Genomic DNA, 17,538 nt, shown 5'->3' on the forward strand with positions numbered 1-17,538 from the left:
AACCAGGGTGAATTGACAATTCAACTCGTTCCCAATCCACCGCGACATGTTCCGGAGGGCTCTTTTCTTTTTAAGTAAGATGACGCATAAAACATGAAGATCATTCAAAAACCCAAAAACCGAGCCTCGACCTTAAGGAAGCGGAACAGTGTAATAGCAATAAGAATCCTCATCCTGAAAAATAAAATAAAATTTATTTATCCATAATCCGATCACAATCAATTTTGCTCATGCCATTTCAATTAAAAACACAATGAACTATAATTATTCCATATTAATATAATTTGAACAGAATATGCTTATAGATGCCTCATTATTTGGACATATTGAAAACGACTCATCCCTTACCGGTACCTATCATCTACAAGGGCATCCTTTCGCCAGAACGGTCGAATATCTGAGTCAGTATCTGGATCATCTCACCCATACGAAAAAACCGTTTCCCCCTGAGTACAATACTTTAATTGAACAGATGAAGTACATCAGCAGTATTGAGCAAAAAACCTCAAACATGACTCAAGCAGCTCAATTTAATCAGGATATAAACCAACTGGCTGCTTCAATAGTTGAAAACATTATCAATATGCCCAAGAAGGGTAAAATTCTACTCCCTGGAGGATGGCACAACAGCGATGGCGGTCATGCCATGGTGTATGAATTTACGCCAGATGGCAAAGGGTTCACTTTTAGCGCAATCAATGCAGGCGCAGGTATAGAATACCATGCCAAAAAATCAGCTACAGAAAAAGAATTATATAACCCAAGAAAATCCTGGCATATACCCAGTCCCACCTCGGCCAAAGAAAGGGAAGAATTGGTTCATTTTATTGCAAAAATTCTTAAAGCCCGCTTGCCATTGGCAGCAAATTCCAGAAAAACACCCTTGAATGAAAAAGTACTTTATGAAGAAATTCTACCAAGCATCAGCTACGTTAATGGTGTAGAAATTGATGCAAGTCAAGGACTTTCAGAACATGCCTATACAGGTGGACAGTTGTCAGGCACGTGTTCGCAACGATCACCACATCAGATGATCAAGATAAACACCCAATCACTAAGAGAATATCAACGGTTCATGTTCCATTTCAAACAGTACGCCCTGTTTGATTATGTTGAATCCTGCGTCAATAAACAGGTTCCCTATACCCCTGGAGTATTGGATCAAATACGTCTGGCTATTGATAATAATTTAAAGATATTGAACAGTCCCGATCTGTTCAACGAAATTGAAATTGAAGAAGAACACAATAAAATAATTGCTTTAGAGAAACGATTAAGTACAACATCATTTGACTCGCCAGCAGTAAAGCCGATCAGCCAGGATCCTATATTTTCCTTATTTATTACCTCCCAATCCACCGTAGCTCCTCGAATCAATCTGGACCAACAGGCACAGGATGCTCAAATTCCAGCTGTGGTTCAATTAAAGGACGGGACAAATCTGCTTGATAATCTCACTAGAGCCATTACAAACATCAGTAGTATTAAAGATCCGGCGACTCAATTTAATTATCTTGAACAACTTATTATGGAGATGCCGCTTAATCCCAAACTCCCTAATAATCCGGATTTTTATCGTGAACTGGCGAGTATGAATGATTTTGAGCGATTTAAAGCTCAATTAATACAAATTCAGAATCTACTTCTCCAACTCAAACCCAATTGGCTAAATAAACAACAAAATCCGGCCGTGGACTTGATGCTTTTGAGCATCATCAGTTTGCAAATAGATGCCTATACAGTAATCCCATTAAACAGCAATCTGCCCTCCTTTTTACCTTTATCTAATTGTCTGATGCAATCCCTTCTAGGCAATCAGGACAGAAACCCTTTTTATGCCACGAATAATCCCGTCCTTGATCGGCGATTCAAAGAAATGCAAGAACGTTACAAAAATGCAACAAGACAGTATATAAACGATTATCATAACTATTTAAAATTATTATTAGAGTCTGAACCTCTGCTAAATGATGAATTAAATACTCTTTACACCCAAGAATTTGGCCAAAACACTACGGAACTGCATGATGAGATCAGGAAGCTGGGACTAGGATCTTTATACTTGATCGCAAGACATTATGATAATACCAGACGTCTTGATGCTAAATTTAACCCCATTATCACAAAAGTTGTGAGCCATATGGAACATGAGTCCGCGCTCAGAAAAGCCGTCAATCCATTTTTTAAACAAGAATATCTGGATAAGGTCTGGTTTAGATTAAGTATTGATCACAACAGCTTTCGCGTCTCATCACCTTTATTTCCCGGCTTCATCCCCTACGAAACATTATTAACTGGATTAACTCAATCCAAGTACAATTTAAAAGATTCACCAGCTAAAGATGCCCTTGAAGCAGATGTTTCTGAAAAGTCATCCTACTCTAAGCCTATTATCAGTAAAACAGCTAATAGCATTCAATTAAAGCCAGGAAAACCCTCTGATGATAAACAAAGCTCCAGACAAATCACTCAGGCTGATATATTAGCAAGAGATTATTTGCACCTGAGAAGTGACCCAGAACTGCAAATTCCGCTCACTCTTGATTATTTTACACGTCATATTGATTTATTGTCTGACGAATCCAATCAACGCTATGTTGAAGCCAATATCTTCCAACCTGGACTCTTGTTAAAAGCAAGCAAAAAACCTCAATTTATAGCCCAGTTTGATACCTATCTAAAAAAAGGCTTGCGTTTTTTTGGCCAAAATGGACAACATACACGCGATTCGCTACACTATTTACGTCTCGATTTTTTAGTCAGCCGCTATCTAGCTCTGGATAATAATCCAGCAGGTATGCAAAGACTTAAGGCCATTCAACAGGATCTGGAAAAACAACTGTCTTTGCCTAATGAACCTGAAGTCATCTATGTACTGCAACACTATCTATTTTTGAGCCTGGTGGCGCGCATGGAACTGGGTGAACAATCGGATGAGATTTTTACCCTGGCTTATAAAGCCTATATCTATTTGAATAGCCATACCAATCCTCTAATTCTGGAGGATAAAGCGCATCGCCTGAGTGTAGACTGCACTATTGCCCAATTTAAAGAGATCATCAGGCAACAACCTAGAGTCGCATTAGGACAAACGATAAACAGCGCATTACAGGAAGTAGAACACATCACGGAAAAAGATCTCATTATCAGAGGCCAATTTCCAGTGTTACATGTTGAAAACCAGTTAACTCACAAATCGTATGAATTTAATGCCTTACAAGGAAAATTATTTGAACGTGGTCTTGCTCGAAGTGGTGTGCCGCTGGTCATTCAAAATCACCCATTAATCAAAGAACTGGGACTGGCGCATGTTAAAGAATGTCTCATGAATTCTGATCAGAGTTATATGATTTTGTCAGAAAAGGGGCAGGAGGTTCAGCTGTACCATAATGCAAACCAGTTAACAGTTCGAAAAAAATGGACCATTCAAAGCATTAAAGGCGATTATGAACTTCAGGCACTGACAAATAATCATCAGGCATGGCATGCCAATAAAAATCTCACACCTATATCTCCAGATCTGCCCAAAATTCTAACTGACGGTACTATGAATTATTGGCGTAGTGTGAACAACCCTAACCATGGGATATTAGTTCAAGATAATATTCCATTATATTCGGTGAGCAATGGCATTCTTTGGGCCCTGGATTCAAAGGGCAAGGAGACCAATGCCAGATTATCGAGTGACAATTCACCATTACTGAAACAATTTGAAAGTCCTCTGTTCCTCTTATCACATATCAGTCAATCAGGTTCCACTGTAAACCTCCCAAGATATAACCTGAGTTTTGAGCTTAAAAATTCGACGCTTGTTAATAAAGAAACAGGGGAGCTAGTGGCCGATGTACCCTCACCAATACATCCCTCAGTAGCAGGTCTTGTACTTGCATCAAAAGATCAGCAACGCTATCTGGTTCCTGTCGCACGATTTTTTGCTACGGAAAAAGGAGCGCAAAAAAGCGAGTTCTATCCGGTAGAACATGACATACATGGACTCATTCCTGAAATCAGGCTCCAATTTCATTGGAAAAGTAATCCGCCCCTTCAAAAACCGATGTGGCAGTACCAAAACACAGAACAATACCTCAGTTTTCGGATCAAGGACGGTGAGCCCGTAGCGGATAACGTCGCTGACGCCTTGTATCTTGTTTATATTTATATGGCGACAAATCAAACTGAAAAAGCCTGGAAGACTTTGGAGGAATGTAATACCCGATTGGGAGGATTAACCGGGAGTCCTGAAGAGTTGCAATTTATCCACTGGATATGCAATGAAATGCCGCACATTCTTCCCAGTGATCAAAGTGAGTACGAACAAAATAAACCCAAAAGAAAAACACCACCCTATGTTGCGTGTCAACTTAAAGCGATGAGTCTTTTATGTGATTACCTCACCCAAAATGGCCCCATTAAGTTAAAAGATAGTAATCCTCCCGAGGGAACCGCCAATGCGCTTTATGAATCATTTAAACAAGATGAATTAAGAACTTTTCAAAATAACCTGCCACAAAGAATATATCACTCCTTTTCTCGCCTACAAACCATGCGACGTCATCTAGAGCACAGCTATATTCTTTCACCACTGGAACGCAAAAGGTTATTATCCTATTACCATCAATCACAACCTAAAGACCATGCGCCTCAAGGAGCATTGGGTTATGAATGGATGAGTTTAAGTCTTGAAGAACTGCTTAAAGAACGTGATGGGATACTGGCTCGACAAACTGCCGATCAATCATTATCGCGTGCCGATGAAGATCGATTAAACTTTATTAATGAAAATCTGGCTCGTTTAAAACCTGTTGTTGCCAAATCGACTGTACTGGAATTAGTAGAAATTGATTTGTATCTTCCTAATTCCAGCAGCATAAAAAATAATCTGCTCACGCAAAGTACTATAACCACAATGGAACAATGGTTTCATAAATTACCTGGAGACCACGTCAGTCCTCATCAGCAACAGATAGCTGTTAACGCACTTTCATCGGTAATGACAGATGATGATTTCATTAAACATGTTCCTGCCTTCTTACAATTGGCCTGTTCAAGTGCCTCAAAGGAACGCAAAGAATTGTACGATTTCTGTTCACAGACTTTAATTGCTACACGCCACACCAAATTAGAACATCAAGAATCCAATATACCCTTGTTCTGTAATATATTATATCGATTATTAACCACTGAGAGCCATAATACATTCAGGTATAAAACCTATAAATTCAATGAATTAGTCTCGCACCTGAATCGGTTAAATGTCCCGCCCTTATCTGTTTATCAGGCTAAAGACGTCTACCAACACATTTTAGCAAAACCTGAAGAGTTATTAGCTCATCATGAACGTCCGGCCCACCCCCCTTTAAAAGTGACCCGAACCGCGTTACCTTCTTTAATCGCACAAATGGGAATCGAACCTTTATTGCTCCAGAAGTCGGCTAAATCAAAAGAAGCAATAGACAGAATACTTGCCCAATATAAGGTACTTGAAGAGAGGGCCAACGAAGCGATTTCATTATTGAGTAAAGGCCTCAAAAATGATCTGGAACACACCTTCGCCATTGAAGAGCAAGCGGGAAAAATTCTTTTTGCCCTTGAGCATGAAAAAAGGTTGGCAGCAAGGACATTAATCCAATCTCCTGAGTTGACACAACAACTCCTCGCTGCCGCAGAATCTGCAGAACCTCTGCTGGTTCAACAAATGAAAAAATCCTGGTCTAATGCTCTGGCTCTTGCCAATCAAGGTCCTGATGATCCTAAAAAGCGCAGGATATGGTCTATTGAAAAAAAATCCAGGGCACGAGCTTCATTAACAGAGTCTGATCTGCTGTCACTCTACTCTCGAGCAGATTTTGCTTACAGTGTTGAAAAAACCGGGCTGAGTCTTGAAAACGTACAACGCCTGCACGATTTAATCCATCAATCCCTAGTGCATGGAATACAACATCAGTCCCTGGAAAAAGTAAAAGCCAACCTGAGTAAATCATTAGCTACTGGTAATCCCAATATCGCGACTCAAGCTCTTGATCTACTGGCTCGAACAGAAATTCCAGGACTTGATGACCCATCCATAGTAATTCTTCAGCATGAAGACAAGATCTTATTGCGCAAACGACAGGTTAGCGCCCTGGAATCCTTACTCAAGGAACCTAAAGAAGGACGTCGCTTTAATGAAACCATTGAAAAAATCATTATGGGCGGCGGTAAATCGAAGGTAATACTCCCTATTCTGGCTGAAAAGAAAGCACAGGGCGACAACCTGGTGGTCATTGAAGTCCCCCAAGCACTGTTAGCGACGAATCACGTTGATTTAAATCGAACCTCACAACGTCTGTTTGGTAAAAGAGCCTACCGTTTTGAATTCAATCGAGACAGTGACTGTTCTCCTGAACGCTTCGAACAAATGTACCAGTTATTGATAGAGGTCATGACTACTCGAGGCTATCTGGTGACCACCGGAGAATCCATCCAATCGCTGGAATTAAAATACGTTGAGCTTTTGCTTTCAAACGTAGAACACGATGAAACATGGAAAAAACAAGTCTATTGGTGTGATAAAATTACCAATCTCTTCCGAAATCACGCCGATTGCCTGATTGATGAAGTCCATCAAGGCTTATCTATAAAGAAAAAACTGAACTATACCTTAGGTGAGTCTAAACCCATCAGCCCATCGCTAATCAAAAACGCGATCGCCCTGTTCAGTTTTATTGATCAGAACATCATCCGTGAAGCGCCTTCATATGAAGACTCTCATGATTGGACACCGTTTAAAACAGAATTGGCAGTCAAGCTCATTACGGATCCCTCAAGCCCATTAAGCACCTTTGTAGCTCAGGCAAAAATCAAATACGGTGTGCATGTTCAGGCTGAACTTATTGCCTATCTGACCAATAGCTCGTCTACTATGCCGGAGGCGGTTAGTAACGCAAACAAAGATGACCAGGCAACATTGGCATTTTTTAAACAGGAAATTAATGTACGGCTGCAACAGACCCTGACCCAAAAACTGGGTAAAAACTACGGTGAATCACATCGTAAAGATTTAAGTCCTTTGGAAAAAACACTGGCTATTCCATATGCTGGAGTGGACACGCCTAACGAACGGAATCGCTATAAGGAAGAACTGGAAGCAATCAACAAAACCATTCAAATGATGCTCCTTAAAGGAATCAGCAAAGAACAATTGATTGAACGGGTATCAGAATGGGGAGCTCTAGCCCGTCAGGAATTATTGCAACTCCAGACACCGGCTGATTCAGACAAGATTCCCTCTATTGATGATACACCTACAGCTCAAGGATTCGCTTTATTAACCAGTGGATTAGGCCTTCGATTAAGCCAGATTGATAGTAAAAATGAAGATCAAATGAATGATCTGCATCAACGCCTTCAATCGAACACTCCCCTCGTTTTTGATTTTTTACGTGAATATTCTCTAAAACAAATCAAGCAGGACAGTGCCATTCTTTCCAGCGATAACTTTAATCACACCGACCAATATCGAAGCGTTCAGGGGGTATCAGGCACTCCATCCTTAAATGAAGCGGCTTATCATCAGCGACTGAATTACGATAAAAGTTCTTCTCTCGGATCTGACGGATATATATTTGAAGTGATACGGAGTAAGACTTCCGTTTCAAGTTGTGACTATGACAATTGCCCTCAATTTATAAACGACATCATTTCTCGTTCCAAAGCCCGCGATCGAACACGCTGCATCATCGATATTAAAGGAACATTTACTGGTGTCAGTAATCTGGAAGTCGCTAAAGAAATTGCTCGATATATCAGAACGAACCCGGATCAGTTCAGCACTCCGTTAAAACAGGTTCTGTATTTTAATGAAGACCAGGTTTTATGTGCTCTGAACGTTAACGCCCCGGATAAAACCATAATATTGGGTACAACGGATAATGATGAATTAAATCGTCTGCTTGATTCAACTCCTGAAGAGCGCTTCACCTTATACGATCAAATTCACACGACAGGAATTGATATTAAACAATTCGCTCAGGCGCACGCACTGGTTTTAGTTGATGATAAAACAAGCAAGCAAGAATTATTACAGGGTTCAATGCGTGAAAGAGAGCTGGATTTAGATCAATCCAATGAACTGATCACTCCCAATCGCATGAAAGAACTCTCATTGGAACAACTGGATGCCAAATTCAAGCACAATGATACAATGGCTGTGGTCATGGATGCTCCTGCTGCAGCTCAAGGCCAAATGCGGAATCATATAAGAAGAAAATTCCTTACCCTTATTCAGGATATACCATCAGAACAGGCGGATAAAAAAGCCGCTTTAATGCAACACTTCCGACCACTTTTTGAAGAGACTCAATCGTTGGATCTCTTTGCCCTCTATGGTGGTATCAATAAAAAACAAGCCATAGGAGAAATCCTTAAACAGTTTAAGAAACAAATGAAAAATCTTTGGGAATCCAGATTAAAATTAGCTGAGATGCCCCCTTTTGCTGAAGACATTAAACAGATGTCCCGCGAACTACAATCCATTATCAATAAAGCGATCCCATTCTGTTTGCCTGAATATGACGCCATTGACAATTCCTTTAGTACGGAAGTTGAAGTACAGAAGGAGGTTCAGAAAGAAGTTCAGATTGAAATATTAACCCTAAATGAATTTTACAATGCCCAATTAAAAGAAAAACCAGCGCAATCATGGAACTATATATTCGACCTTAATTCGTTTTTTCACAATAAAGAAGAGCTTACCCAAAGGGCATTGAGCTTAAATGCGGTATGTGCACGTGGAGATAAACATCCAGCTCTCTTCTCAGACAAACTCATGGCCAGTAATAACTACGCGTATAACTATAGTGGACAAACTGAATGTGTAGACGCATTTATTAAACCAGTATTTTTAATATGGTACCATCTCCATGAAGATCAACTCACCGCAATGATCGTTACCCCACAGGAAGCCCGGGAACTGGAAAGGAAAGCGCTCAATTATCGCCAAACAAGCTGGATTTCAACTACGTTGGACACGGTCGTTGCAGGAAATCGTCCGGACGGGATTCTTCATACTGAGCGCTACCAGAATATACGAGAACAGATCCGCTTTTTTAATGGAGAATTTTCCGGTCTATTAAACCAGGATAGTCCTATCTTATGGTTAAAAACTCAACCCGAAGAAAAAATCAATTTTTTTGAAAACACTTTAATGCCCTATCGCCCCGGATGTGAAGCAAGTCTTCATCAACTAAAAGAAGCACTAACCCAGGCTAAAGCGGAAGGATATACTTATATTGCCGACCATCCCTATGAAGACCTGACTGAATTTAACTGGATTGATTTACTACCCAACATCATCCCCGCACAAGAAAAAGAGTATCGCAAGTTAGCGGAAGTTTTTGTTTATATCAATCAGAACTGGGATAAAAAATTGATTCGGCTTGAAGACTTACAAATCCAGTTTAATCTGCCCATGAATAGCCTCATCTATGTTGATAAACATTTAAACCACCTTATGTCGCTAAGGAGATTAATGCAACGTTTTGAGCAATATCAATCGCACATTCCTTTTTTGAGCTTTATTAATTTATTGAGTCCAGAAGATAAGGAGCCTCTTGAACAATGTCTGGGGATGACTCTTGAACAATTTTACCAATTGCGGCACTTCGATCCACCGCTGTCATTTGAGCTACCGGAGGGTAAAAATCTTGTCGAAATGACACATATCAGCATACATCTTATCAATATATTGAATAGTACTCCTGCCTTTAAAGGCAAAATGCTATTCAATCGATATTTTGGTGAGTGTACCCAAAGTGCAATGAACCTGGATGACTTACGCCCCATAATTCATTCAGAGTTTCCTACAAACCTACTGATTTATAACATCATTAACAACTGGAAATATGATGAATCCGTAATACTGGAAATTCTTGAAGCCAGAAAAGATGTTACAAGCCTTCAATCGATACTCTTTGTCAAAAGATGTAGTACAGAGTCAGTAATCGACCAAATTCTTAATCAAGTCGCACTGGATGATCAAGCGCTCATCAAATTGCTTGAACTACAATCCCTTTCTGAATCTCAATTACGCTCAATATTAAAGCTTGCGCAGAATGAACATATTGTATCCCTGGTTGCGAGTCATCCATCATGTTCTGAACATCTTTTAGATCCCATACTGAACCATCCATTACTCAATAAAAACCTTATGGGTTTTTTAATAAATAACAAACAATTCACAAAAGATCAGCTTTTATTCGTTTTAAAACATCCATACGCAAAAGATGAAATGCTCATCCAAGAAGTACTTAAAAATCAAAAACAACTTGATGACGAACTATACCGTGACATTCTCACGAATCACCTCAAGACCCCCAAAACGCTTGAGTATGTTTACAATAGTCAATCTGCCAATTCAACGATACAAAAACTAGTATTACAGCATCACTTGCTCACTGTAGATGTCATTGAAGATATATTAGAGTATAACACGCTCTCTGAAGACCAGTTGCTCCTGCTCTTAAAACATCCGACGGCGATCAAGGAAACGGTTATTCACGCCATTCTGAATTCAGATGTACTGAGTGAACCTGTTTTACTGGCGCTCATTGCAAATCATTGTAACAATGATCAAATCGCAAAAAAAATCTACAACCACCCGTCCGCAAACTCCGGAATTCGGGAGCAACTCTTATCGAATCACAATCTGACTTCCTCCCTATTTTTGATTCTTCTTAATAATCAAGACTTACCTGCTAATGAACTGTTACTTATTTTAAAACATCAATCAGGACATAACTTTACTGTTCAAAGGATCGCGCTGCAGCGTTCCCAACTCAATAAAGAACATTTCAAGGAAATTCTCAAGCACTGCTACAATGACCGAATCCTTGAGTTTGTATATAACCATCCCTCAGCTGACTCTGAGATTTTTGAACAGGTATTACGGCACGAATTGCTGTCCCCTGAAGCAATTCTGAACCTTTCAAGAGATAACTCATTTACTCAAGGCGAGATTCTACTGATATTAAAGCATCCCAATGCATGTAATGAAGAGGTAATGAACTCATTACTCACTAAATGCGAACTAGACGCAGAACACTTATTGGCAATTCTTTCACGTTGCAAGACTGAAAAAACTATAGAACGGGTCTACAACCACCGTTCAGCCAATTCAGAGGTTCGTAAGGGTCTACTACAACATCCATTGCTTTCTGCTTCCCGATTATTAGACATACTTAATAATGGACAGCTGACTGATGAAGAATTAATGCTGATTATTAAACATCCAGTAGTTAACAAAAACCCTGCGTTATATAAAGAACTCAATCGATTTTCACTGACTGAACAACACTTTGCTGAACTTCTTAAAGGTACAATGACTGAACCCTTAATGCATTTTATTTACAATCACCCCTCCGCCACTGAATTGGTGCAGCAAAGCCTGTTACTACATCCAGCCTTACCCGCTCGGGCTCTTTTACGAAACAACATTCCTGATTCTCACTTGCTTTTACTTCTAAAACATCGGGCGACTATGACCAACGAGATGCTACAGGAAATAGCGCGCATGCCTGCAATTGGCAATGAAGTTCTTTTAAAAATGATTCAGCATCCGTTGGCGAATGACCGAACCTTAGCCCTGATCACAGGTCATAGATCATTTGATACAGAGGCCGCATTGCTGATACTGAGGCATAAGATACCCCTGAATTTATTATTAGAAGTCGCCTCCAAAGTTTGCGCCATTAAAAAACACGATGCTTTATGGGAGCAATGTCTGGATGAAATTATTGAACAAACCAAAATCCATGATGCATCTGTCCGAATGAGCGAAATTATCGAAAATAATTTTTCCAACATGAACCCCAGTCTGGCACTTAGACTGTTACGGAATTTAGGCAAGAAAGCACTGGATCATGTTGATCTGCTCCCAATTATTCGTAAGGCAGACAAAGAGGAACTGGATGCTTTAATTAGTCTGGACAAAAAATTTTCCCAGGATGAATTAAGGATGCTTACCGAAATGCATCTTAATGCAGGGCAGATAGACACATTACTCGATCATCCCCAAATGAACAGTACTGTTGCCGATCGTTTATTTAATAAATCAGAATACAATGGAACAATTAAAGCGTGGATCTGGTTAACTAAAGATCAGCTCCTGAGTACTCTGAATAACACAAGCGACTATGACAGCCTGGCTCTCGCCCTCAAACACGGTGATCTTTTGTCTGAAAACACAAAAAATCAGTGGTTGGAACAAAAACGCGACGAGCACAAAGAATCCATTAAATTAAATTTAATGTCGAACAACATCCAGGATAAATTCCTCTGTATTCTTGAACAGTTGAGATTAAAATCCTTGTCTCATGCCATCAAGGCGACGAATAATCCTAACTACGAGCAACCCGCTCGAGTTGCCTTCGATCTCTATCATAAGTTAAAAGGGGAAGTGAACACTTTATTAATAAATCCCAAAGACAATGCCGCTCTCTTTAAGAAAAATTGTACTGACGCACTGGAAAAGGCAAAACCGGTTTTGGAGAAACATCGTGGCTACAAACAAATATTTCTTGATATTATAAACGTCCTGTTCGCAATAACGGCGCTGTTCAGAGGTGGCAACTGGAGACTATTCGAAGCACGGACTGAAAGTATAAATACAGTAAATAAAGTTCTAGGTTCTATGGATAAGTTACTTGAAGAGAGTATTAAGAATACGATTCCTCCGGTTTCTTAAGACTCGAAAAGGTGTCATTTAGCGTTCTTGCATTGAGCCTTAATTTTTTCTTGATAAAATGTTAAATTTTTAATCTAAAAAGTTATCGAAAGCTCACCCTAGAAAGGCCTTCTCCCTCCGGGCTGAGGGAGAAGGCTATTCTAATGAGCTTTCGATAACTTTTTAGATTAAAAATTTAACATTTTATCAGGAAAAATTTAAGCCTAATTGGAAGTCAGCACCTGCACGAAAATGATATAAAAATAAGTGGGAATCTCTCAAGGTTAAACCACAGTGTCTACGGACTGAATGGTCAACTCTGCTGCCTTGGCTCCTGTTTTACACGCTTCCAATACCTCTTTGTTCTGCTGTAAACCATATAAAATTCCGGCAATAAACGCGTCACCGGCCCCACTCACATCAACAGTCCGCACATCACCTGAAACAGGCACATGAATTTCATGAACATCATTTATTAGTACATAACCTGATTTTCCCATACTGATTACGGTATTTTTTACACCTCGCTCCTTTAACTTACGTCCCGCGATCAGACAGTCGTTTATCGATTGAACCGGCATATTGGTTAACGCGCTGGCTTCCTGCATATCAGGTTTCATTAGAAAAACGGAATCCAGTCGATACGGCAGTTTTTTTGCTTTCTCAACCGATACAGGATCAATGCACACTGGAATATCAAATAAAGCTGCGCGATTTAAAATTAAATCAATCAGCTTTGCTGGCAAATTGGTATCGATAAATATCAGACTATGCTCCGTCCATAAATTCCAGGCAGCAGTGATGAACTCTTCATTTATCTCATCATATACAGTCATGTCGGCCAAACCGATGAAGAGTTCACCCTGGCCATTTAACACGGCAAGATACTGAGAAGTCCGTTTGCCTTCAAGTATCAAGCTCTGTGATGTATTGACTCCTAATGACCTCATATGCTCAAGTAAAGAATGACCGTTTGCATCATTTCCAACGACACACTGCAAATGAATATTTGTAGTTATTTTTGCAAGATTGTGGGCAACATTACGCGCAACTCCACCAAAAGAAGTACTAGAAGTCACTGGGTTTGAGGTATGTAAGAACAAGTGATCTTCGGATTTCAATTTTAAATCAATATTGGCACCACCAATACACACTATATTTTTTTTCATAAAATCCATTTTCCTTGATCGCAATGTTCCTGCATCTTATTTATTTCATGGTTTACTGGCAAGAGTTCAGATTCAGAAGGAGTCGCTTACGCGACAAATTTACCCCCCTCACCCTTGATCCCTCTCCCCCACGCTGCGCGCGGTGGAGAGGGGAAAACGGAGTACCACTCAAGTCGATTACACAGGGTATTTTGATAAACAAGAAAACGATTAATTACCTTTTTTAAAATTGAAAGGTTCCACAACCTCTTATGGTCTCCGTTCGCCTTTCTTGAGCCTTTTTAAATCATTTGAATTGAATCGCTGTTTGGGATATCTCGTAAATTTGCACTCTGAATTACACTTCCCTATAATGCCAAATCCAGTCAACCCCGGGCTTTTTAACCGATTAAATGAGTTAGGTTAATCTAACGACTAACCTTCACGGAGATAGAATGGTTTTTTCTTCTTTAGCATTTCTTTTTTTATTTCTCCCCAGTCTTAATTTAACCTATTTAATTTGTTTAAAACGAATAAAGTGGCAAAATTTTATATTGATGTTGTTCAGTCTTTCCTTTTATTACTGGGGTGAAAAAGATCATATTTTCATTATGTTAGGCTGTATTCTGGTTAATTATCTCTGCGGTATTTTTATAGAAGAAAGCAAAAACGCAAGACAACGTAAGGTGTACCTCATCACTTCTATTACAGCTTCACTGGCTCTGTTAATCTATTTCAAATATTTTAACTTTTTCCTCAACACAATGAGTGATGCGTTTAACTTGAACATTTCAGGTTTTAAACGAATTGCATTACCACTGGGGATCAGCTTTTATACCTTCCATGCTTTAAGTTATGTCGTTGATGTGTATTGGAACAAAGTGAAAGCCGAACGTAATTTTGTCACTTTCGTCTGTTATGTCTCATTCTTCCCTCAATTAGTAGCAGGTCCAATAGTTCGCTATATCGATATCCGACATTCATTCTATTATCGTTATATAACCCGGACTGGTGTACGAAATGGTATTCTACGATTTTGTTTTGGCCTGGCAAAAAAAGTATTAATTGCTAATGAAGTAGCCAAACTGGCTGACTATGTTTTTTATCTTCCGCCAGGGGATTTAACTTTTGCTGTAGCCTGGGTAGGTGCCATCGCTTATGCACTGCAAATCTATTTTGATTTCTCGGGTTACTCTGATATGGCCATCGGTCTTGGTTTAATGTTCGGCTTTAAATATAAAGAAAACTTCAATTTCCCTTACGGTTCATTATCAATACAGGAATTCTGGAGAAAGTGGCACATTTCTTTGTCCAGCTGGTTTAGAGATTATATCTACATTCCTTTAGGGGGAAGTTACAAATCCGATATGCGAACCAAGCTTAATTTAATCATCATATTTACTTTATGCGGCTTATGGCACGGAGCCAATTATACCTTTGTACTTTGGGGATTATATCATGGTGTATTCCTGATTCTGGAGCGAACTGGTTTTGGCAGGTTTATGGCTGGACTTCCCAATGTAATTCGCCATGCCTACGTCCTGTTTGTTGTGACGATTGGATGGGTATTTTTTAGAGAAGAGAATCTGGATTCCGCATTAAGTTTTATCAAGACCATGCTCATTCCCGGTGATTTGAATTTAACCTCGCTATCAACCTGCGTCAACATTCTGACCGTATTTGCGATTATTACGGGCATCATCCTTTCTCTGGGCGCTAATCGCTCGATAAAAGATTATCTGATTCTCCATCGCGATAAAACGATGATTGTTGCCTACAAACAGTTGAGCAGTTTCCTGGGTTTATCGGTATTACTGGTTTCAATCCTGTTCTTAAGCACTAACTCATACAACCCATTTCTTTATTTCAGGTTTTGATCATGAACGTTTTTAGCAAATATTCCGACCGATTTTTAATTTTTGTCTTTATTCTAATTATAACCATACCCGGTATTGGACTATTTTTTGAAAAACAGGCGAGTGAAATAAGGGCGTTGTTTAATCGTGATCCCTACCCTTTTCCCCCATTTAATCTTATCAAGCTGGGACGAACAGATTTTAAAGGAATTGAAAACTGGTTTATTGACCGCGCTTTACTAATTACAACACTTAGCAAAATCACGAGCAATATTGTTTATAAATTAGGTACCAGTATAAAACCTGGTCAGGCTTTATTGGGTAAAGAGGATTGGCTTTTTTTGGGCAATGATTTTTCTGCAACCATCGATCAATACACTGGAAAAAATCAACCCACTGAAGAAGAAATTTATACCCAATTATCGATTTTAAAACACATGAGCAAAATAGCCAGTCAGTACGATGTTCCCTTTCTGGTAGTCCTTGCTCCCGATAAGCACGAGATTTACCCCGAATATTTACCGAATAACATTCACAAAGGAACAAATAAAAATCGACTGGAACTTCTTGAAGAAGGAATGCTGGCCAATGGAATTGATTTTGTCAGTTTAAAACAAAAAGAGTTAGCCGCAAAAAACTCTCTGGGCAGACAATACGGTGATTTATATCTAAAGGGAGACAGCCATTGGAATTATCTGGGCGCCTACGTTGCCTATCAAGCCATATCGGAACAGATGGAACGTAAAGGAATTAAAATTAATCACATTAACTTTAATTTTATCCCGCAACAGACAACCTACTCCGATCTGACCAATTTTCTTCAACTTACCCATATTAAATCAAATAATCCACTTCCTGATAGGTCAGCACTAAAAATCGATATGATAGGAAAAGAGTTCAACGGATCAGAAATCAAAATTGATCCGCTGGCAGGAAGTCCTAATATCCTGAATACACCCTATCAAGCGATCAACAAAGCACTAAACCATAAACAAACCTGCCTGTTAATCGGCGATAGTTTCTCTGAGGCTCTGGGTTTTTATTTTCATAATGATTTTTATAATACAGTGAGAATTCATCCAGGAAACAAAGCATGGAGTTTATCAACTCTTATTGAACTGTATCATCCGGATATTATTGTCTATGAAAAAGTTCAACGCGATCTAATCTTTCCAATGCCAAATTTTCAATTATATTCCGAACCGGTTCAACTCACACTACCTAAACATGCCTTGGCAGCACATGGTGATCTGGAACAGTTCAGCATCAATACTGACAACATTACTACCTATGGTTGGGCGTATTTACCCAATCAAGATGCAGGGCTTAGTGAACTGTATCTGAAATTGACGGATGGCAAACACACCTACTTTTTTAGTATGACTAAACGACAAAGACAAAGTGTTAGCCTTGCATTTAAACATGATGGCAAGCATCTGAATTTAGCAGGCTTTTCTGGAACCATTCTGCGTAAAGACATACCCAATGGTACCTATACGGTATCATTGATCGTTGTAAACGATGCCGTAATCGGTGAAAAGAAATTGTCACAAAACTATACGTTAAATTAGGATCCTTGTGTTTACTTGTCAAAAGATTCAGGAACGGTCATCCCCAAAGGAAACGTCATCCCGAATGCAATGAGGGATCTCCTGATTGTGGTGCGGTGCCTGCATTGGGAGATCCTTCACTGCGTTCAGGATGACGAAACTTAACCGTCATCCCGAGTGTAACGAGGGATCTCCTGACCGTGCTGCGGTGCCTGCATTGGGAGATCCTTCACTGCGTTCAGGATGACGAAACTTAACCGTCATCCCGAGTGTAACGAGGGATC

4 protein-coding genes are annotated in these 17,538 nt (G+C 39.6%); 3 read left to right on the plus strand and 1 reads right to left on the minus strand.

Annotated features, from left to right (window positions below):
* Positions 1–295 precede the first annotated feature (295 nt).
* Positions 296–12,721, plus strand: coding sequence for a DUF3638 domain-containing protein (locus tag Lqua_RS17125; protein WP_058475505.1), 12,426 nt, complete (start codon positions 296–298; stop codon positions 12,719–12,721).
* Positions 12,722–12,984: 263 nt separating this feature from the next.
* On the opposite strand, the gene Lqua_RS17130 is transcribed toward Lqua_RS17125, so the two are convergent.
* Positions 12,985–13,869, minus strand: a complete 885-nt coding sequence (locus tag Lqua_RS17130; RefSeq protein WP_058475506.1) for a carbohydrate kinase family protein — start codon at positions 13,867–13,869, stop codon at positions 12,985–12,987.
* A gap of 434 nt (positions 13,870–14,303) precedes the next feature.
* Between Lqua_RS17130 and Lqua_RS17135 the strand changes: the two genes are divergently transcribed.
* Both Lqua_RS17135 and Lqua_RS17140 read left to right on the plus strand, forming a co-directional pair.
* Entirely contained in the window at positions 14,304–15,725 is a 1,422-nt protein-coding gene (locus Lqua_RS17135; protein ID WP_058475507.1) for an MBOAT family O-acyltransferase, read from the plus strand.
* A 2-nt stretch (positions 15,726–15,727) separates the two neighbouring features.
* Positions 15,728–17,275, plus strand: coding sequence for an alginate O-acetyltransferase AlgX-related protein (locus tag Lqua_RS17140; RefSeq protein ID WP_058475508.1), 1,548 nt, complete (start codon positions 15,728–15,730; stop codon positions 17,273–17,275).
* The last annotated feature ends 263 nt before the right edge of the window (positions 17,276–17,538 follow it).

Source organism: Legionella quateirensis (assembly GCF_001467955.1).
GTDB classification, from domain to species: domain Bacteria; phylum Pseudomonadota; class Gammaproteobacteria; order Legionellales; family Legionellaceae; genus Legionella; species Legionella quateirensis.